This window comes from Streptomyces sp. NBC_01549, assembly GCF_026339955.1.
In the GTDB taxonomy this organism is placed as follows: Bacteria; Actinomycetota; Actinomycetes; order Streptomycetales; family Streptomycetaceae; genus Streptomyces.
Window position 1 is genome coordinate 4048611 of the sequence record NZ_JAPEPW010000001.1, and the last position, 19567, is coordinate 4068177.

General features: G+C 69.7%; 14 protein-coding genes. 9 read left to right on the forward strand and 5 right to left on the reverse strand.

Annotated elements, in window-relative coordinates; all coding sequences use genetic code 11:
- Positions 1 to 36: 36 nt before the first annotated feature.
- The gene (locus tag OG819_RS18105; RefSeq protein ID WP_266625064.1) at positions 37 to 705 is read left to right on the forward strand and encodes an HAD family hydrolase; all 669 of its coding nucleotides are present in this window, start codon (positions 37 to 39) and stop codon (positions 703 to 705) included.
- Between the two features lie 201 nt (positions 706 to 906).
- Here OG819_RS18105 and OG819_RS18110 read toward each other — a convergent pair whose 3' ends face one another.
- Positions 907 to 1473, reverse strand: coding sequence for a DJ-1/PfpI family protein (locus OG819_RS18110; protein WP_266413469.1), 567 nt, complete (start codon positions 1471 to 1473; stop codon positions 907 to 909).
- A gap of 684 nt (positions 1474 to 2157) precedes the next feature.
- Here OG819_RS18110 and OG819_RS18115 point away from each other — a divergent pair.
- The 4 genes from OG819_RS18115 to OG819_RS18130 all read left to right on the forward strand — a co-directional run bounded on the left by OG819_RS18115 (position 2158) and on the right by OG819_RS18130 (position 11986).
- Positions 2158 to 7098 carry an NAD-glutamate dehydrogenase gene (locus OG819_RS18115; protein WP_266650324.1) on the forward strand — a complete coding sequence of 1647 codons (4941 nt, stop codon included), beginning with the start codon at positions 2158 to 2160 and terminating at the stop codon, positions 7096 to 7098.
- Positions 7099 to 7316: 218 nt separating this feature from the next.
- Positions 7317 to 7823 (forward strand): GtrA family protein, encoded by a 507-nt coding sequence (locus OG819_RS18120; protein WP_266650326.1) that lies wholly within the window; start codon positions 7317 to 7319, stop codon positions 7821 to 7823.
- 105 nt (positions 7824 to 7928) lie between these two features.
- Positions 7929 to 10838, forward strand: coding sequence for a bifunctional glycosyltransferase family 2 protein/CDP-glycerol:glycerophosphate glycerophosphotransferase (locus tag OG819_RS18125; RefSeq protein WP_266625060.1), 2910 nt, complete (start codon positions 7929 to 7931; stop codon positions 10836 to 10838).
- The gene (locus tag OG819_RS18130) at positions 10835 to 11986 is read left to right on the forward strand and encodes a glycosyltransferase (protein ID WP_266650328.1); all 1152 of its coding nucleotides are present in this window, start codon (positions 10835 to 10837) and stop codon (positions 11984 to 11986) included. The genes OG819_RS18125 and OG819_RS18130 overlap by 4 nt, the downstream gene beginning before the upstream one ends.
- Positions 11987 to 12117: 131 nt before the next feature.
- Here the strand turns inward: OG819_RS18130 and OG819_RS18135 are convergent, their stop codons facing one another.
- Entirely contained in the window at positions 12118 to 12942 is an 825-nt protein-coding gene (locus OG819_RS18135) for an ABC transporter ATP-binding protein (protein WP_266634369.1), read from the reverse strand.
- Position 12943: 1 nt separating this feature from the next.
- The gene (locus OG819_RS18140) at positions 12944 to 13855 is read right to left on the reverse strand and encodes an ABC transporter permease (RefSeq protein WP_266413476.1); all 912 of its coding nucleotides are present in this window, start codon (positions 13853 to 13855) and stop codon (positions 12944 to 12946) included.
- Positions 13856 to 14025: 170 nt separating this feature from the next.
- Between OG819_RS18140 and OG819_RS18145 the strand changes: the two genes are divergently transcribed.
- The 3 genes from OG819_RS18145 (at position 14026) to OG819_RS18155 (ending at position 16745) form a co-directional block, all read left to right on the forward strand.
- Positions 14026 to 14682, forward strand: a complete 657-nt coding sequence (locus tag OG819_RS18145; RefSeq protein ID WP_266625058.1) for a TetR/AcrR family transcriptional regulator — start codon at positions 14026 to 14028, stop codon at positions 14680 to 14682.
- A 196-nt stretch (positions 14683 to 14878) separates the two neighbouring features.
- Positions 14879 to 16072, forward strand: coding sequence for a histidine kinase (locus OG819_RS18150; RefSeq protein ID WP_266650330.1), 1194 nt, complete (start codon positions 14879 to 14881; stop codon positions 16070 to 16072).
- A gap of 25 nt (positions 16073 to 16097) precedes the next feature.
- The gene (locus tag OG819_RS18155) at positions 16098 to 16745 is read left to right on the forward strand and encodes a response regulator transcription factor (protein WP_266413482.1); all 648 of its coding nucleotides are present in this window, start codon (positions 16098 to 16100) and stop codon (positions 16743 to 16745) included.
- Positions 16746 to 16802: 57 nt separating this feature from the next.
- Here OG819_RS18155 and OG819_RS18160 read toward each other — a convergent pair whose 3' ends face one another.
- Positions 16803 to 17417 (reverse strand): TetR/AcrR family transcriptional regulator, encoded by a 615-nt coding sequence (locus tag OG819_RS18160; protein ID WP_266625056.1) that lies wholly within the window; start codon positions 17415 to 17417, stop codon positions 16803 to 16805.
- A 117-nt stretch (positions 17418 to 17534) separates the two neighbouring features.
- On the opposite strand from OG819_RS18160, the gene OG819_RS18165 reads away from it, so the two are divergent.
- On the forward strand, positions 17535 to 18494 hold the full coding sequence (locus OG819_RS18165; RefSeq protein ID WP_266650332.1) for an oxidoreductase: 960 nt from the start codon (positions 17535 to 17537) through the stop codon (positions 18492 to 18494).
- A gap of 65 nt (positions 18495 to 18559) precedes the next feature.
- Here OG819_RS18165 and galE read toward each other — a convergent pair whose 3' ends face one another.
- Complete coding sequence (gene galE, locus OG819_RS18170) at positions 18560 to 19540, reverse strand: UDP-glucose 4-epimerase GalE (protein ID WP_266650334.1); 981 nt, start codon at positions 19538 to 19540, stop codon at positions 18560 to 18562.
- Between the last annotated feature and the right edge of the window lie 27 nt (positions 19541 to 19567).

Below are 19567 nucleotides of genomic sequence, written 5' to 3' on the forward strand. Positions count from 1 at the left end.
AGGGGCGTTGTCAGTGCGGGCGGGTAGTTTCTTGGTATGGGCAAGCAGGGCGCAGCAGCGCACATCGTGTGGGACTGGAACGGGACGCTGTTCCACGACAACGCCGCGATCATCGGGGCGACGAACGCGGCGTTCGCCGAGTTGGGGTTGGAGCCGCTCACGCTGAAGCGGTACCGGGAGTTGTACTGCGTGCCGGTGCCGAAGTTCTACGAGCGGCTGCTGGGGCGGCTGCCGACCAGCGCCGAGTGGGAGGTCATGGACGACACCTTCCATCGGTACTACGCGGAGCACCGCACAACGTGCGAGCTCACAGAGGGGGCGGCGGCGCTGCTCGCGGACTGGCGGTCGGCGGGGCGCAGCCAGTCACTGCTGAGCATGTATGTGCATGAGGAACTGGTGCCGCTGGTCAGGGGGTTCGGGATCGAGCCGCACTTCGTGCGGGTGGAGGGGCGGGTCGGGCCGTCCGGCGGCAGCAAGGCCGAGCACATGGTGCGGCACATAGGTTCGCTCGCGGGCGTGGACCCGGAGCGCACGGTGGTGATCGGGGACGCCGCCGACGACGCGGTCGCCGCCCTGCACGTGGGGGCGCGGGCCGTGCTCTACACCGGCGGTTCGCACAGCCGCGCCAGCCTCGAAGGGGTCGGCGTGCCCGTGGTGGACAGCCTGGAGGAGGCGGTCGAGGAGGCCGAGCGACTGGCGGCGTGAGCGTGAGCGTGCGCGGGAGCCGCGGGTTGAGGAGGGCGCCTACCGCGGGGTGGGGCGGGCCCCTTTCGGCCGGCCCCCGGCCCAGCAGCGCCCTCTCAAGCGCGCCGGCACTCCCTCAGCCCGCCGGTGCACTCCCCGCAGCGTCCTCCCGGCCCACCGGGACTCCCGGCCCACCGGGACTCCCGGCCCACCGGGACTCGTTCAGCCCGCCGGTGCCTTCGCCCTGAGCACCGTGAGGAACTCGCGCATCCAGGCCGGGTGGTCCGGCCAGGCGCGGGCCGAGACGAGGGTGCCGTCGACCACCGCCTCCGCGTCCTGGAAGGTCGCGCCGGCCGCCTGCATGTCCAGTTCCAGTGCCGGGTACGCGGTGACGCGGCGGCCGCGCAGGGCGTCGGCGGCGGCCGTGAGGAGGGGGCCGTGGCAGATCTGGGCCACGGGCTTGTCCGCGTCGAAGAAGGACTTGAGGATCTTGCGGAGTTCGGGGTCGTTGCGGAGGTACTCGGGCGCGCGGCCGCCCGGGATCACCACGGCGGCGTACTGGCCGGGATCGACCTCCGAGAACGCGAGGTCGGCGGGCCAGGTGTAGCCGGGCTTCTCCGTGTACGTGTCGAAGCCGGGTTCGAAGTCGTGGACCACGAAGCGGAGCTTCTTGCGGGTGGGGGCCGCGATATGGACCTCGTAGCCCTCTTCGAGCAGGCGCTGGTAGGGATACAGGACCTCCAGTGATTCTGCCGCGTCGCCGGTGACCATCAGGATCTTCGGTGTCATGTCGGTGCCGCTCCCTTCGGTGGAGCTTCAGCGGGGCCCGGCCGGTCCCAGCGGGACGCGGAGGGGATACAGCTCTATTCCGCCTCCACCCCGCCGTCCTCGTCAACGTGATGCCGCGGGAGGGGGTTGCCGGAGGACTGCACGTTCCCGCCCCTTTCGTCCCTGTGCATATTGTCAAAGTTCCACCCCCGGTTTTGTACACATACGGCTCATGACGGGCCCGGGGTAGGGAGCGATAGCCTGGTGGCGTGATCAGCGCGATATCTCGCGGGGGCCGAGTTGCCCCTGCCTCGCGCCCGGAGCGCACGGACGACATCCGTGACCGGGCGGCGGTCGCTGATCTTCATGGGCGGGACGGAGCGGCGACCGCGGCAAGCACCAGCGGAAACGCGGCCGCAAGCAAAAGCGCAAGCGCGGGCGGTGACGCGGGCGCAAGCGGAATCGCAGGCGCCGGCGGGATCGCGAGCGTGCTCCGTAGGCCGCGGACACCCCGGGGACGGACGCCGCGGAGAGCAGCGTCACAGTCGCCACGGGCCCCGAGAATGGCCGATATCCCCCCGCTCATCTCTCCATGCGGCATAGCGTCGGACCAGACCGGACACCCCGCGTCGCGGCGCTACGTCGGAGAAGAGACCGTACTTCTTTCTACGTCACGCAACGGCGCGCGACAGGAGCCAGAGGACAATGCAGACCAAGCTGGACGAAGCCAAGGCCGAGCTGCTCGAGAGGGCTGCCCGGGTAGCTGAGAACAGCCCGGTCGGGGGGCACCTACCGACTGGGACGACGAGCGAGGGCACTCCGGACAAGGACACCGTGCTCGCGTTCCTCCAGCGCTACTACCTGCACACCGCCCCGGAGGACCTGACCGACCGCGACCCGGTCGACGTCTTCGGAGCCGCCTTCTCGCACTACCGGCTGGCCGAGAATCGCCCCCAGGGCACGGCCAACGTCCGAGTGCACACGCCCACCGTCGAGGAGAACGGCTGGACCTGCAGCCACTCCGTCGTCGAGGTCGTGACCGACGACATGCCCTTCCTCGTCGACTCGGTCACCAACGAGCTGTCCCGGCAGAGCCGTGGCATCCACGTCGTCATCCACCCGCAGTTCGTCGTACGGCGCGATCTGACCGGCGAGCTCATCGAGGTGCTGCCCGGCCGGCCCACCCTCGAGGAACTGCCGCACGACGCGCACGTCGAGTCCTGGATCCACGTCGAGATGGACCGTGAGACCGACCGTGCCGACCTGAAGCAGATCACCGCCGATCTGCTGCGCGTCCTGTCCGACGCCCGCGAGGCCGTCGAGGACTGGGAGAAGATGCGCGACGCCGCGCTGCGCATCGCCGAGGAACTGCCCACCGAGCCGACCGCCGACGACCTGCGCGACCAGGAGGTCGAGGAGGCCCGTGAGCTGCTGCGCTGGCTCTCGGACGACCACTTCACCTTCCTGGGGTTCCGCGAGTACGAGCTGCGCGACGACGACTCGCTGGCCGCCGTCCCCGGCACCGGACTCGGCATCCTGCGCTCCGACCCGCAGCACGGCGGTGAGGACAGCCACCCGGTCAGCCCGTCCTTCGAGCGGCTGCCCGCCGACGCCCGCGCCAAGGCCCGTGAGCACAAGCTGCTCGTCCTCACCAAGGCCAACAGCCGCGCCACCGTGCACCGACCGTCGTACCTCGACTACATCGGTGTGAAGAAGTTCGACGCCGAGGGCAACGTCATCGGTGAGCGGCGCTTCCTGGGCCTGTTCTCCTCGGCCGCGTACACCGAGTCCGTGCGCCGCGTCCCCGTGGTCCGCCGCAAGGTCGAGGAGGTCCTCAAGGGCGCGGGCTTCTCGCCCAACAGCCACGACGGCCGTGACCTGCTCCAGATCCTGGAGACCTACCCCCGCGACGAGCTCTTCCAGACGCCCCCCGACGAGCTGCGCTCCATCGTCACCAGCGTCCTCTACCTCCAGGAGCGGCGCCGGCTGCGCCTCTACCTGCGCCAGGACGAGTACGGCCGCTACTACTCGGCCCTTGTCTACCTCCCGCGCGACCGCTACACCACCGGGGTGCGCCTCAGGATCATCGACATCCTGAAGGAGGAGCTGAACGGCACCAGCGTCGACTTCACCGCCTGGAACACCGAGTCGATCCTCTCCCGGCTGCACTTCGTGGTCCGGGTCCCGCAGGGCACCGAGCTGCCGCAGCTCAGCGACGCGGACAAGGACCGGATCGAGGCGCGCCTGGTCGAGGCCGCCCGCTCCTGGGCCGACGGTTTCGCCGAGGCGCTGAACGCCGAGTGCGGCGAGGAGCGCGCGGCCGAGCTGCTGCGCCGCTACGGCAGCGCCTTCCCCGAGGGCTACAAGGCCGACCACACCCCGCGCGCGGCGGTCGCCGACCTGGTCCACCTGGAGAAGCTCACCCAGGACCGGAGCAAGGACTTCGCGCTCAGCCTGTACGAGCCGGTCGGTGCCGGTCCCGGCGAGCGCCGCTTCAAGATCTACCGCACCGGCGAGCAGGTCTCCCTCTCCGCGGTCCTGCCGGCCCTCAACCGGATGGGCGTCGAGGTCACCGACGAGCGCCCGTACGAGCTGCGCTGCTCGGACCGTACGACGGCCTGGATCTACGACTTCGGGCTGCGTCTGCCCAAGTCCCTGAACGGCAACGGCGACTACCTCGGCGACGACGGCCGCGAGCGTTTCCAGGAGGCCTTCGCCGCCACCTGGACCGGCGAGGCCGAGATCGACGGCTTCAACGCCCTGGTGCTGAGCGCCGGGCTGACCTGGCGGCAGGCGATGGTGCTGCGCGCGTACGCCAAGTACCTGCGCCAGGCCGGCTCCACCTTCAGCCAGGACTACATGGAGAACACCCTCCGCAACAACGTCCACACCACCCGGCTGCTGATCTCCCTCTTCGAGGCGCGGATGTCGCCGGAGCGCCAGCACGCCGGTGTCGAGCTGACCGACGCCCTGAGGGAGGAGCTGGACGCCGCTCTCGACCAGGTGGCCAGCCTGGACGAGGACCGCATCCTGCGTTCCTTCCTCACCCTCATCAAGGCGACCCTGCGCACCAACTTCTTCCAGGAGGCGCTGGGCGGCAAGCCGCACGAGTACGTCTCCATGAAGTTCGACCCGCAGGCCATCCCGGACCTGCCGGCGCCGCGGCCGGCGTACGAGATCTGGGTGTACTCGCCGAAGGTGGAGGGCGTGCACCTGCGCTTCGGCAAGGTCGCGCGTGGTGGTCTGCGCTGGTCCGACCGGCGGGAGGACTTCCGTACGGAGATCCTGGGCCTGGTCAAGGCGCAGATGGTGAAGAACACTGTCATCGTGCCCGTCGGCGCCAAGGGCGGCTTCGTCGCCAAGCAGCTGCCCGACCCGTCCGTGGACCGCGACGCCTGGCTCGCGGAGGGCATCCGCAGCTACCGGACCTTCATCTCGGCGCTGCTCGACATCACCGACAACCTGGTCGCCGGTGCGGTCGTGCCCCCGGTGGACGTGGTCCGGCACGACGGGGAGGACACCTATCTGGTCGTCGCCGCCGACAAGGGCACCGCGACCTTCTCCGACATCGCCAACGAGGTCGCCGAGAGCTACAACTTCTGGCTCGGGGACGCCTTCGCCTCCGGCGGCTCGGCCGGTTACGACCACAAGAAGATGGGCATCACCGCGCGCGGTGCCTGGGAGTCCGTGAAGCGGCACTTCCGGGAGCTGGGCGTCGACACCCAGACCGAGGACTTCACCGTCGTCGGCGTCGGTGACATGTCCGGTGACGTGTTCGGCAACGGCATGCTGCTCTCCGAGCACATCCGTGTGGTCGCCGCCTTCGACCACCGGCACATCTTCCTCGACCCGACCCCGGACGCGGAGACCTCGTACGCCGAGCGCCGCCGTCTCTTCGAGCTGCCGCGCTCGTCCTGGGCCGACTACGACACCGAGCTGATCTCGGCCGGCGGCGGTGTCTTCCCGCGGACCGCCAAGGCGATCCCGGTCAACGCGCACATCCGCGAGGCCCTCGGCATCGAGCGCGGTGTCACCAAGATGACCCCGGCCGACCTGATGAAGGCGATCCTGCAGGCGCCGGTCGACCTGCTGTGGAACGGCGGCATCGGTACGTACGTCAAGGCGTCCACCGAGTCGCACGCGGACGTCGGCGACAAGGCCAACGACGCGATCCGCGTCGACGGCGCCGACCTGCGCGTCAAGGTCGTCGGCGAGGGCGGCAACCTCGGTTTGACCCAGCTGGGCCGCATCGAGTTCGCACAGCACGGCGGCAAGATCAACACCGACGCCATCGACAACAGCGCGGGCGTGGACACCTCCGACCACGAGGTGAACATCAAGATCCTGCTCAACGCGGTGGTGGCCAACGGCGATCTGACCGTCAAGCAGCGCAACAAGCTGCTCGCCGAGATGACCGACGAGGTCGGCGCCCTGGTCCTGCGCAACAACTACGCGCAGAACGTGGCGATCGCCAACGCGCTGGCCCAGTCCCCGAGCATGCTCCACGCCCAGCAGCGCTTCATGCGCTTCCTGGTCAGGGAGGGCCACCTCGACCGGGCGCTGGAGTTCCTGCCCAACGAGCGGCAGATCCGTGAGCGGCTCAACTCCGGGCAGGGTCTGACCGGTCCGGAGACGGCCGTGCTCCTCGCGTACACGAAGATCACCGTCGCCGACGAGCTGCTCTCCACCTCGCTGCCCGACGACCCGTACCTGCAGAGCCTGCTGTTCGCGTACTTCCCCACCGCGCTGCGCAAGAAGTTCCGTGAGCAGATGGAGGGGCACGCGCTGCGCCGTGAGATCGTGACGACCGTTCTGGTCAACGACACGGTCAACACGGGTGGTACGAGCTTCCTGCACCGCCTCCGTGAGGAGACGGGCGCGTCGCTGGAGGAGATCGTCCGGGCGCAGACCGCGGCCCGCGCGATCTTCGGGGCGAGCGAGACGTGGGACGCGGTGGAGGGGCTCGACAATGTCGTCGACGCGGGCGTCCAGACGCGGATCCGCCTGCATGCGCGCCGGCTCGTCGAGCGCGGCACGCGCTGGCTGCTCAACAACCGGCCGCAGCCGCTCCAGCTCGCCGAGAACATCTCCTTCTTCCACGACGGGGTCGCGCAGGTCTGGGGCGAGCTGCCCAAGCTGCTGCGCGGCGCGGACCTGGAGTGGTACCAGCAGATCTTCGAGGAGCTGACGGGCGCCGGTGTGCCCGAGGAGCTCGCCACGAGCGTGGCAGGCTTCTCGTCGGCCTTCCCGACGCTGGACATCGTCGCGGTGGCCGACCGCATGGACAAGAACCCGATGGCCGTCGCCGAGGTCTACTACGACCTCGCCGACCGCCTGAGCATCACCCAGCTCATGGACCGCATCATCGAGCTCCCGCGTGCAGACCGCTGGCAGTCCATGGCCCGCGCCTCGATCCGCGAGGACCTGTACGCGGCCCACGCGGCGCTCACCGCGGACGTGCTCGCCGTAGGCAACGACACCTCGACCCCGGAGCAGCGCTTCAAGGCCTGGGAGGAGAAGAACGCCGCGATCCTGGGCCGTGCCCGCACTACCCTGGAGGAGATCCAGACTTCGGACTCCTTCGATCTGGCGAACCTGTCGGTGGCGATGCGCACGATGCGGACGCTGCTGCGGACGCACTCGTAGGTCACCTCTGGGTGCGCTCGAGTCACTCCTGAGTGCACCTGTTTCACTCGATCGGATGTACGTCGATGGGGCAGCCCCGGCCGGAATGGCCGGGGCTGCCCCTGTTTGCGCAGGTGGGGGCAAGCGTCTTGGTCGCCCTCTTGCCTCGCTCTTGCAGATCTCTCGGGGAAAACGCAACCAGAATTTACCTATTGCTGATAAAAGGGACAATTGTGACTGTGAACCTCTCCGAGGGGCGGGCCCGTGTAGGCCGACAGGCCCCCGCACCGGCCCAGCCCGCACCAGCCGCCGCTCCTGCCGGGGTGATCGGAAGGGCCCGGCGGATCGCCCTCGAAGTGGTGAAGTTCTCGGCCGTCGGCGGCAGCGGCATCGCGGTCAACTTCCTGGTCTTCAACCTCCTCCTGCACGGCCTGAAGTGGCCCCCGATGGTCGCCACGGTCATCGCCAGCTGCGTCGCCATGGGCAGCAACTACCTCGGCTTCCGCTTCTTCGCCTACCGCGACCGGGCCTCGCGCACCCGACGTCAGATCGCCCTGTTCTTCGCCTTCAGCGGCATCGGCGTCGTCATGGAGAGCGCGCTCTTCTATGTCGGCTACCACGGCCTGGGCATGACCAGCCCGCTCGGCTCCAACCTGGCCAAGGCGCTGTCGATCGTACTGGCCTCGGCCTTCCGGTTCCTGGTGTACCGCACATGGGTGTTCGAACAGGTGAAACACAGTCGCTAGACAGCCGCTCGCAACCCTTTGCGGGCGATCCGCATCTACCTAAGCGGTACGCAAATGGACTAGATCGCCTAGGTTGAACCGTCAGGAATGTCTAGCATTAATAGGATGAGTGTGGATCACCCCCGCCCGCCAGCAGAAACAGCAGCCGTGCCCGCCGTGTCCGTGGTCGTGATCGTCTACAACGACGCGTCCCGGCTGACGACGGCCGTGCGCTCCGTTCTCGACCAGACCCTGCGTGGTGTCGAGGTCGTCATCGTCGACGACCGCAGCACGGACGGCTCGTACGACGTGGCACAGAGGCTGGCCGCCGCGCACCCGGACCGCGTCCGGGCCTTCAGGCTGCCCGAGAACAGCGGCGGCTGCGGCGCCCCCCGCAACCACGGCATCCAGCAGGCCCGCGGCGACTACGTCCTCTTCCTCGACAGTGACGACGTCCTGGAGCGCAACGCCTGCCGCAACATGCTGGAGGCCGCCGAGTCCACCGGCGCCGACCTCGTCTCCGGCCTGTGCGTGCGGGTGCACGTCGACTCGCGCACCGGCAAGGAGGTCAAGTGGTACCCCTGGCTGTACGACCGCACCCGCACCCTGGAGTCCATCTCCGAGCTGCCCGACCTGCTGGTCTTCGACACGCTGTCGACGAACAAGTGCTACCGCAGGCAGTTCCTGCTCGATGAGGGCCTCGAGTTCCCGGTCGGGATCCACTACGAGGACCTGCTGTTCTCCGCGCAGGCCTACGTGGCCGCCCGCCGCATCACGCTCATCCCGAACAGGGTGTATGACTGGCGGATCGTCGAGAAGACGGCCGCGAAGTCCATCAGCAACCGGCGTGACGAGATCGCCAACTTCACGCACCGCATGGAGATCCACCGCCGGGTCGACCAGCTCCTGGCCGACCACGGCCTGCTGGAGCTGAAGTTCGCCAAGGACGTCAAGTGGCTCAAGCACGACCTGGTGCTGCACCTGCGCGAGCTGCCCTTCCGTGACGAGACCTACCGCCAGGAGTTCGCGCAGATCGCGCGCGCCTACCTGGAGTCGATCGACCGCGTCGCCTTCGACGAGATCGAGCCGATTCACGCCATCTGCGCGTACCTCCTCCACGAGGCTGACTGGGACAACCTGCTGCCCGCCGTGGACACGCTCAGCAACCGCGACAAGATCTCCTCGCCGCTCGTCGAGCACGACGGACGCGTGTACTGGTGCGCCGAGCACATCGAGCACGACGCCTTCGCCCGGCACGTCCTGGACGTCACCGAGCTCGGTTACCACACCAAGCCGGTCGAGAAGATGTTCCTGCGCAACGCGCTGACCGGATACGCGGAGACCGACGGCACCGTCCGGCTGACCGGCCGCATCACCAACCCGCTCGGTGTGATCCCGCCCGACGCCCGGCTCTCCGCGCAGCTGGAGTTCTACGCCCGCCGTCCGGGCGTGCGCTTCCAGACCTTCCGCTTCCCCGTGGCCACCGTGCGGCACGAGGGCGAGGCCATCGTCTGGGAGGCCTCGGCCAACCTCGCCAAGGGCCTGCGCCCGCTCGGCATCGTGGACGCGGTGTGGGACGTACGCCTCCACCTCGCCGTCGCCGGTGAGGGCGAAGGCGCGGGGACGGTCCGCACCACGACCCGGCTCACGGCCTCCGAGCCCGAGCTGGCCCAGGGGCACCTGCCCGTCCGGCCCCGTCTGACCCGGCTGGTCGCCGACCGCATCGAGCCCGAGGTCTCCTCCCGTGGCCATCTCTCCTTCCGGCTCGTCCCGGACAAGAAGGCCAACGAACTGGTCCAGCGCGGTGTGCAGGGCCCGACCGGGCGGCTCGCCAAGACCGGCTACCGCAAGGCCAAGGCGCTGCGCAAGGAACTCGCCTCCGGCGACACCAAGCTCCGCGTCTACCACGACGTGTTCAGCCGCCTGCCCGTCAAGAAGGGCCTGGTCGTCTTCGAGAGCCACCTGGGCCGGCAGTACAGCGACAGCCCCAAGGCCATCTACGAGGAGATGCGCCGCCAGGGACTGGAGTTCGAGGCCGTGTGGGCCTACGCGGACAGCCCCCAGGGCTTCCCGGAGGACGCCACCCTCGTACGCCGCTGGTCGCTGCCGTACCTGAAGGCGCTCGCGCAGGCCGAGTACTGGGTCGACAACCAGAGCTACCCGCTGAAGGTCACCAAGCGGCCCGAGACGACGTACATCCAGACCTGGCACGGCTCGGCGCTCAAGCGGATGGGCTTCGACGAGCCGGAGTGGAAGCTCAAGTCCCGTGCGGAGCAGGCCGAGCAGCAGCGCACCCTCGACCGCTTCGACCGCTTCCTGATCCGCTCCGAGCACGATGTGCGCACCCTCGCACGGGCGTTCCGGCTCCAGGAGCGGACGCTGCTGCGGGTGGGCTACCCGCGCAACGACGCGCTGGTCCAGGCCAAGGAGCGCGAGGAGGTCACCGGGCACCGTGAACGCGGCGCGCTGGCGGCCGAGTTCGGCATCCCGGAGGACAAGCAGGTCCTGCTGTACGCGCCGACCTTCCGCCAGCGTGGCGGCAAGCGCCGGTTCGAGCTGCCCTTCGACGTGGAGCGCTTCGCCGACACCTTCGGCGACCGCTATGTCCTGCTCGTCCGCTCGCACTACCTCAACCACGTCGTGCTGCCGCCCTCTGTGCGCGGCCGGATCATCGACGTGACCAGCTACCACGACATGACCCCGCTGCTGGCGCTCGCGGACGGTCTGATCACCGACTACTCGTCCGTGATGTTCGACTACTCCCTCCTCGACCGCCCGATGTTCTTCTTCACCTACGACTACGACGAGTACGTGCACGAGGGCCGCGGAACCTACTTCGACCTGCTGGAACGGGCCCCCGGCCCGGTCGTCCGCACCGAGGACGAGCTGCACGCGGTCCTCGACTCGCTGGAGGAGCAGACGGTGAAGTACGCGGCCCCGCGCGAGCGGTTCGTCGCCGACTTCGGCGAGTTCGACCAGGGCAACGCCGCGCAGAGCATCGTCGACCAGTTCTTCTCCCAGTGGAGGCGCGCGTGACCGCGTACAGCGAGCGGGACGTCTTCTTCGTCTCCAACAGCGTCGACGAGCTCGGCGGTGTGACCAGCTGGTCGCACCAGATGGCCCGGCTGTTCACCGAGCGCGGCCACCGCGTCCACGTCATCGGCATCACCGAGCCCGCGGTCGTCCAGGAGCTCGGTGAAGTCCCGTACCCCACCACGACGTTGTACGACGTCCACCCGCCGCGCGTGGGCTCCGCGCGCGGCATCAAGGGGCGGCTCAACGTGGCCGAGCGCAGGCTGCGCGCCGAACGCGCCGCCGGGATGCGCGAGCAGGCCGCCAAGCTGACCCGGTTGTTCCAGGCCGCGCGGCCCGGCGCCGTCGTGATCGTCACGCAGGTGTGGGCGATGGAGTGGGTGGAGCTTGCCGACACCACCGGCCTGACCGTCATCGGCATGAGCCACGAGTCCTTCGCGTACTCGAAGGCGACCTCGCGCTTCGGGCGGGTGCAGAAGCACTACAAGGACGTCGACCGGATGCTCGCGCTCACCCGCGAGGACGCCGACCTGTGGATCCGGCAGGGCCTCGACAACGCGTCCTTCATGCCGAACCCGATCCCCTTCATGCCCGAGGTGCCCTCGACGCGCACCGAGAACGTCGTCGTCAGCGTCGGCCGGCTCTCGGACCAGAAGGGCATCGACATGCTCCTCGACACCTGGGCCGAGGTCGCACCCCGTCATCCCGACTGGACGTTGCGGATCTTCGGCTCCGGCGAGGACGAGGAGATCCTCAAGAAGCAGTGCACCGCGCTGGGCCTCGACGAGTCCGTCGAGTGGATGGGTCGCACCAGCGACGTACCGGGCGCCCTGCGCGGCGGCTCCGTCTTCGTCCTGTCCTCCCGCGGCGAGGGCTTCCCCCTCGCCCTCATGGAGGCCATGGCGACCGCCCTGCCGTGCGCCGCCTTCGACTGCGCGCCCGGCGTCCACGAGATCGTCCGGGACGGCGAGGACGGCCTGCTCGCGGCCCTCGGCAACACCGGCGAACTGGCCCGCCGCCTCGGCACCCTGATGTCCGACAAGGACCTGCGCGACCGCATGGGCGAGGCGGCCCGCGTCAACATCCAGCGCTACACGACGGACGAGGTCGTCCGCAGGTGGGAAGACCTGTTCACCTTCTTGGAAAGGTAGAAAGTGAATTCGGTGGGCCGGGTGATCCCGGCCCACCGAGGCGCGCCCGAAGGGGCGCGGGGAACTGCGCGCTCAGCCGTGCACAACCCGCGGCCGACAGCACACAGTTCCCCGCACCCCCTGAGTCGCCCCTACTTCCCCGTGAACTTCTCGTACTCCTTGAGCACGTCCTCCGTGGGCCCGTCCAGGCGAAGCTCCCCCCGCTCCAGCCACAGCACCCGGTCGCACGTGTCCCGGATCGACTTGTTGTTGTGGCTCACCAGGAACACGGTGCCCGCGTGCTTGCGCAGCTCCCGGATCCGCTCCTCGGAGCGCTTCTGGAAGGAGCGGTCTCCGGTGGCCAGGGCCTCGTCGATCATCAACACGTCGTGGTCCTTGGCGGCCGCGATGGAGAACCGCAGCCGCGCCGCCATCCCGGAGGAGTACGTCCGCATCGGGAGGGTGATGAAGTCGCCCTTCTCGTTGATGCCGGAGAAGTCGACGATCTCCTGGTAGCGCTCCTTGACCTGCTCGCGGGACATGCCCATGGCGAGCCCGCCGAGGTAGACGTTCCGCTCACCCGTGAGGTCGCTCATCAGGGCCGCGTTGACGCCGAGCAGCGAGGGTTGGCCGTCGGTGTAGATCTTGCCGTTCTCCACGGGAAGGAGGCCGGCGACCGCCTTGAGCAGGGTGGACTTGCCCGAGCCGTTGGTGCCGATCAGCCCGATGGCCTCGCCGCGGTAGGCGGTGAAGGACACGTCCTTGACGGCGTGCACCTTGCGTACGCCCGCGGCCTTCTCGGTCTGCTTGCGCCGCAGCATGCGGTTGAGCGCGGCGGTCGCGCTGCCCCGCCCCGCACCGGTGCCGTTGACCCGGTAGACGATGTCCACGTGGTCGGCGACGACGGTGGGGACGAGCGCGTCGGCGCCGTCGGCCGCGGCCTGGGGCCGGGCGTCCTGCGTGAGGGTGTCAGCCATGTCAGCCACGTCCGTACGTCTCCTCGGCCTTCCAGAAGTAGATGAAGCCGCCGACCCCGGCGAGCAGCGCCCAGCCGGTCGCCAGCGCCCACACGTGGTGCGGCAGCTGGTGGGCGTGGAAGCTGTCGATGAGCGCGTAGCGCATCAGGTCGATGTAGACGGCGGCCGGGTTGCTCTCCAGCGCGACCATCGCCCAGTGCGGCATGTGGCTGTGCTTGAGCGTCGAGGCGATGCTCCACATGACACCGGAGACGTACATCCAGGTGCGCAGCACGAACGGCATGAGCTGTGCGATGTCCGGCGTCTTGGCGCCCATTCGCGCCATGATCATCGCCACGCCCGCGTTGAAGACGAACTGCAGCACCAGGATGGGCACGACGAGCAGCCACGACGCGCTCACGGGAACGCCGAAGCCGAGCAGGATGACGACCAGCGCGGCCATCGAGAACAGCAGCTGCTGGAGCTGCTGGATGGCGTACGACACCGGCAGCGCGGCCCGCGGGAAGTGCAGGGCGCGGACCAGGCCGAGGCTGCCGGAGATCGCCCGGGTGCCCGCCATGATCGAGCTCTGTGTGAAGGTCCAGACGAAGACGCCGGTGACCAGGAACGGGACGAAGTCCGGCACGCCGCGCTTGGTGCCGAGCAGCACACCGAAGATGAAGTAGTAGACCGCCGCGTTCAGCAGCGGGTTCATCACCTGCCAGAGCTGGCCGAGCTTCGCCTGGCTGTACTGGGCGGTGAGCTTGGCGGTGGCGAAGGCGGTGATGAAGTGACGCCGTGCCCAGAGCTGGCGGACGTACTCCGGCAGGGTCGGGCGGGCGCCGCTGACGGTGAGGCCGTACCGGGCGGCGAGCGCCGCGGGATCGTCGGTGGGGGCAACCGACGTCGGCGGTGTGTGGAGGACCTGGCTCACATCCGCTGCTTTCGCTCGGGGGGTGGGATGCGCGGGCCGTCCTTGACGTTTCTTACTGCGGCTTTGCCAGTTTCTTGCGTCGGGACGGGACCGTATCGTCGCAACGCGAGACTAGAGCTTCTCGACGTCGGAACGCAACCGTTTCGTCGTAACGCCCTATGCTGGAGGACATGACGACCAACGCCGACACCACGAGTGCCGCCGCGGAGGCGGAGAGTGCCACCGGGAAGGCCCCGCGTCGCAGGGCTCCGGCGGGGGCGGCCGTACTGCGCGAGGACGTGACCGAGGCGATCAGGGCCGCCGTCTTCGAGGAGCTCGCGGCCGTCGGCTACGCCCGGATGTCCATCGAGGGCATCGCGCGCCGCGCGGGCGTCGGCAAGACGGCGGTGTACCGGCGATGGCGTTCGAAACTGCACCTGGTGCTCGACCTGGTCTCCGCCGTCGCGATCCAGGGACTGCCCGCCCCCGACACGGGCTCCCTGGAGGGCGACCTGCGTCTGCTGTACGAGGTCAGCTCCCGTGCGCTGCGGCACCCCGTGGCCGGCCAGATCATCCCGGACCTCCAGGCGGAGGCGGCCCGCAACCCCGACATCGCGGACGCCATGCAGAAGGCGCTGCGGGAAGGCCAGCAGGGAGTGGCGAGCGGGATCGTCGCGGCCGCGGCCGCGCGGGGCGAGGTGCGCGAGGGGATCGACCAGGAACTCGCGCTCGATCTCATGTCGGGCCCGCTGTACTGGCGGGCGGTGGTGGTCCGCGGGCCCAAGCTGCCGAAGGGGTACCTGGCGAGCCTGGCCCGGGCCACGGCGGCGGCGCTGCGCGCGTTGTGAGGGCGCCTGACGGGGCGGCCGCGGTGACGACGAGGTCGAACAAGAACAGGACCAGGTTGAACAGGACCAGGTTGAACAGGAACAGGTTGAACAGGAACAGGAACAGGGCGAGGTTGAACAGGAACAGGTAGTGGGCTTGTGCCTCACCCGGTCACCTGTTCGCCCATGAGGGGTGCCGTTCGCCTAACCTGTGGCCATGCGGGAGACGGTGCGGCAGGCGGCGCGGGCCACGGCCGGCCTTGTCATGGCCGCCGCGCTGGCCTTCGGCACGATCATCTTCATCACCGTGCTGCTGATCACGGCCACGTTGACGCTCGTGGTCGTCGGCGCCGGGCTGCTGCCGGAGACGGTGCTGCTGATCCGGCGGATCGCCGGGGCCAAACGGAACATGGTGGCCGCGTGGACGGGGCACGAGATCCCCGAGGCGTACCGGCCCATCGAGGGCCCGCTGCGGCAGCGGCTGCGCACGGCGGTGCGCGGCCCCGGCACGTTCGGCGACCTGCGCTGGATGGTCTTCCACTACGTCTACGGCTTCCTCGGACTGCTCACCGCCCCGCTGTGGCTGCTGGGCCTGCCCGTCGACGGCGTACGACAGGGGCTGCTCGGCCGTTCCCCGCTCGTCCTGCCGCTGATCAGCCGGCTCGCGGACCTCGACGCCGCATGGTCGACCGCCCTGCTCAAGCCCTCCCCGGAGGCGCTGCTCGCCGTACGGGTCGAGGAGCTGACCGAGACCCGGGCCGGTGCGATCGCCGCGCACGGCGCCGAACTGCGCCGTATCGAGCGCGACCTGCACGACGGTACGCAGGCCCGGCTGGTCGCCCTGTCGATGCGGATCGGTATCGCCAAACGCGCCTACGAACGCGAGCCGGAGACCGCGCTCAGACTTCTCGAGGACGCGCAGAGCCAGGCCGAGGAGGCGCTGACCGAGCTGCGCCACGTCGTCCGCGGCATCCATCCGCCGATCCTCACCGACCGGGGTCTGGCGGGCGCCGTACGGGTGCTCGCCGCGAGCAGCGGGCTCGACGTCACCGTGGTCGTGGACGGCCTGGAGGACGGGGCGCGGAGCGGGTCCCGGGCCCCGGCGGCGGTCGAGGCGGCGGCGTACTTCGTGGTCGCCGAGTCGCTGACGAACGCGGCCAAGCACAGCGGATCCGAGCGCGCCGAGGTACGGCTGGTCCGCAACCGGGGCGGACTGAGCGTCCGGGTCGCCGACGAGGGGTGGGGTGGCGCCGGGGACACCTCCCAGGCTTTCGGCTCCGGGGGAGCGGGGGGTGGCTCGGGGCTGCCGGGTATGCGGCGACGCGTGGCCGCGCTCGACGGGACCCTGTTGATGACCAGCCCCGTCGGGGGGCCGACCGTGATCGAGGTGGAGCTGCCGTGCGTGTGGTGACCGGGACAGGGGAGACGAGGCCGCCGTGCGTGTGGTGATCGCCGAGGACAACGCCCTTCTGCGGGAGGGGATGGTGCTGCTGCTGACCTCCGCCGGACACGAGGTCGTGGCCGTCGCGGGCAGCGGCCCGGAGGTGCTGCCCGCCCTCCTCGAGCACCGGCCGGACATCGCCGTGCTCGACGTCCGGATGCCCCCGGGCTTCCGCGACGAGGGCCTGCGCGCGGCTTTGGAGGCACGCAAGGAGATCCCCGGCCTGCCGGTGCTCGTGCTCTCCCAGTACGTCGAGGAGTCGTACGCCGCCGAGTTGCTCGGTGGTGGTGCGAGCGGGGTCGGCTATCTGCTCAAGGACCGGGTGGGCCGGGTCGACGAGTTCCTCGACGCCCTCGACCGGGTCGCGACGGGCGGTACGGCTCTCGACCCCGAGGTCGTCACCGAGCTCCTCACCCGCCGTCGCGACGACCCGCTCGACACGCTCACGCCCCGCGAGCGCGAGGTCCTGAAGCTGATGGCGGAAGGCCGCGGCAACACGACCATCGCCGAGACGCTGGTCGTCACGGAACGCGCCGTCAGCAAGCACATCGGCAACGTGTTCCTGAAGCTGGGCCTGCCGCCGAGCGACAGCGGCCACCGCAGGGTGCTCGCGGTACTGGCGTACCTCAACAGGGATTCGTAGACCGCACCGGGTCCTCGACCGCCCGGGGTCCTCGACTTCCTGGGGCTGGGCGTGGGGTCAGCGCGGTGCGGGGGCGTCCGGGGCGCAGCCGCGGAGGGTGTGGGCGATGACGTGCTCCAGGTCCCTGTCCAGGGTTTCGCCGGGCAGGGTGACGCTGACGGCGAGCCGCGCGAAGCCGTTGAGGGTGCTGAAGATCGGGATCGCGATGGTTTCCAGGGGGCCTTCGCGGACCTCGCCCCGGCGCTGGGCCTGCGTGATGAGTTCCGAGGCCAGGCCCCCCATGCTCTGGGCGGCCTTGACCAGGGCCTCGGACGCCTCCGGGTCGTGCTTGACGGCGAACATGAGGTCGAGGAGTTCCGCGTTGGCGGTGGCGAAGCCCACGTAGGTGCGGGCCAGGGCACCGAGCCGGTCGGCGAAGGGCTCGCCCGCGGTCTTCTGCGACGCGGTCAGGGTGGCCAGGAGCCGTTCGAAGCCGGCCAGGGCCAGCGCGTCCAGCAGGGCCTGCTTGTCCTTGAAGTGACGGCTCGGGGCCGCGTGACTGACGCCCAGGTCGCGGGCCAGTTCGCGCAGGGACAGCGCGCCGGGTCCCTTCTCCTTGAGAGTCTCCTCGGCGCGGGTCAACAGTGCGGCGCGCAGGTCTCCGTGGTGGTAGCGGCGGGGGCGGGTCTGCATGCCCGACAGTCTATCCGGTATGTAACCGGCGACTACATTGTTGGCACTGTCATCTTTGTTGTCGTCGTCACCATTGTTGTCATTGACATCATTGTTGGCGACGCCTACATTCAATGTATGGCTACCAAGCACTCGGCTGACCAGAACAGCAAGTGGAACGCGGGCGACATCGGTGACCAGCGCGGCCGTACCGCCGTGGTCACCGGCGCCAACAGCGGGCTCGGCATCGCCACCGTCGACGCCCTCGCCCGGGCCGGCGCCCATGTCGTCCTCGCCGTACGCGACCCGAAGCGCGGCGAGGCCGCCGCCCTCACCGTCAACGGAAGTGTCGAGGTGCGCCGACTGGACCTCGCGGACCTCGCGTCGGTGCGCGAGTTCGCCGCGTCCTGGCGGGGCGAACTCGATCTGCTGATCAACAACGCGGGTGTCATGAACATCCCCGAGGCCAGCACGAAGGACGGCTTCGAGATGCAGTTCGGGACCAACCACCTGGGGCACTTCGCCCTGACGAACCTGCTGCTGCCGCACATCACCGACCGGGTGGTCACCGTGTCCTTGGGGGCGCACAAGATGCCCCGCGGCAATCGCATCCACTTTGAGAACCTGAACCTGGCGGGCGAGTACTCGCCCATGGCCGCCTACAGCCAGTCCAAGCTCGCCAATCTGCTGTTCACCCTGGAGCTCCAGAGCCGGCTGGCCGCCGCGGGTTCGTCCGTACGGGCCCTCGCCGCGCACCCCGGCTGGGCCGCCACCAATCTCCAGAGCCGGGACGCCAGCGTGCTGCGGCGCACGCTGATGGCGGCGGGCAACCGGTTCGTCGCCCAGGACAACAGGGCCGGCGCCCTGCCGACGCTGTACGCCGCGACACAGGACCTGCCCGGCGCCAGCTACGTCGGACCCGACGGGCTCGGCGAGATGCGCGGCGCACCGACCCTGGTCGGGCGCTCGGCCGCGGCCAGCGACCCGGTGTCCGCGGTCCGCCTGTGGGCGGCCTCCGAGGAACTGACCGGCGTCACCTTTCCCCGACTGGAGTCCGAGCGGAACCAGAGCTGGACCCCGCAGGCCGTCTCCGTCTAGGTGTCCGCGGGACAAGCGCCAGGTCGACAGGGGCCCGGGCCGGCAAGGCCCAGGGCCGGCAAGCCCTACGAGCGCGCCGCGCCGGGGTGCAGTCGCACCCACCCGGCCCACGCCGACGTGATCATGTCCTGGACGTCGTACTTCGCCTTCCAGCCCAGTTCCACCGCGATGCGGTCGGCCGAGGCGACGACGCGTGCCGGGTCGCCGGGGCGGCGCGGTGTGGTCACCGGGGGACGGTCGTAGCCGGTGATTGCGTTGATCCGGTCGATCATCTCGCGGACCGAAACGCCCTCCCCGCGGCCGATGTTGAGGGTCAGGTCCCGTCCGGGCGAGGCCTCGAGGGCGCGGGCCGCGGCCACGTGGGCCTCCGCCAGGTCCACCACGTGGATGTAGTCCCGTACACACGTTCCGTCGGGCGTCGGGTAGTCGTCACCGAAGATGCGCGGCGGCGCGTCCTCCGTGAGCTTCTCGAAGACCATGGGGACGAGGTTGAAGACACCGACGTCGGCGAGTTCGGGGGTCGCCGCCCCCGCCACGTTGAAGTAGCGCAGCGACGCCGTGGACAGGCCCGTGGCGCGGCCCGTCGCGCGGACCAGCCACTCGCCGGCCAGCTTCGTCTCGCCGTACGGGCTCATCGGCGCGCACGGGGTCTCCTCCGTCACCAGGTTGACGTCGGGCATGCCGTAGATCGCGGCGGAGGACGAGAACACGAAGGAGCCGACGGACGCCGCCGTCACGACCTCCAGGAGGACCCGCAGGCCCTCGACGTTCTCGCGGTAGTAGTGCAGTGGGAGGTCGACGGACTCACCGACCTGCTTCTTCGCCGCGAGGTGGACCACGCCGGTGATCGCGTGCTCCTCGATCGTGCGGGCCAGCAGCTCGGCGTCCAGGGTCGAGCCGACCACCAGCGGTACGTCGGAGGGGACCCGCTCGGCGATGCCCGTGGACAGGTCGTCGTAGACCACGGCCTGCTCGCCCGCGTCCCGCATCGCGCGCACGACGTGCGCCCCGATGTAGCCGGCGCCGCCGGTGATCAGCCAGGTCATGAACGGTCGTCCCCTCGTGAGTGAGAT

What these genes read in the sequence shown, in the direction of transcription:
- OG819_RS18145 (WP_266625058.1), top strand. Translation starts at nt 14,026, where the DNA reads ATGACGACCAACGCCGACACCACGAGTGCCGCCGCGGAGGCGGAGAGT.
- OG819_RS18125 (WP_266625060.1), top strand. Translation starts at nt 7,929, where the DNA reads ATGAGTGTGGATCACCCCCGCCCGCCAGCAGAAACAGCAGCCGTGCCC.
- galE (WP_266650334.1), bottom strand. Translation starts at nt 19,540, where the DNA reads ATGACCTGGCTGATCACCGGCGGCGCCGGCTACATCGGGGCGCACGTC.
- OG819_RS18110 (WP_266413469.1), bottom strand. Translation starts at nt 1,473, where the DNA reads ATGACACCGAAGATCCTGATGGTCACCGGCGACGCGGCAGAATCACTG.
- OG819_RS18160 (WP_266625056.1), bottom strand. Translation starts at nt 17,417, where the DNA reads ATGCAGACCCGCCCCCGCCGCTACCACCACGGAGACCTGCGCGCCGCA.
- OG819_RS18115 (WP_266650324.1), top strand. Translation starts at nt 2,158, where the DNA reads ATGCAGACCAAGCTGGACGAAGCCAAGGCCGAGCTGCTCGAGAGGGCT.
- OG819_RS18105 (WP_266625064.1), top strand. Translation starts at nt 37, where the DNA reads ATGGGCAAGCAGGGCGCAGCAGCGCACATCGTGTGGGACTGGAACGGG.
- OG819_RS18135 (WP_266634369.1), bottom strand. Translation starts at nt 12,942, where the DNA reads ATGGCTGACACCCTCACGCAGGACGCCCGGCCCCAGGCCGCGGCCGAC.
- OG819_RS18165 (WP_266650332.1), top strand. Translation starts at nt 17,535, where the DNA reads ATGGCTACCAAGCACTCGGCTGACCAGAACAGCAAGTGGAACGCGGGC.
- OG819_RS18150 (WP_266650330.1), top strand. Translation starts at nt 14,879, where the DNA reads ATGCGGGAGACGGTGCGGCAGGCGGCGCGGGCCACGGCCGGCCTTGTC.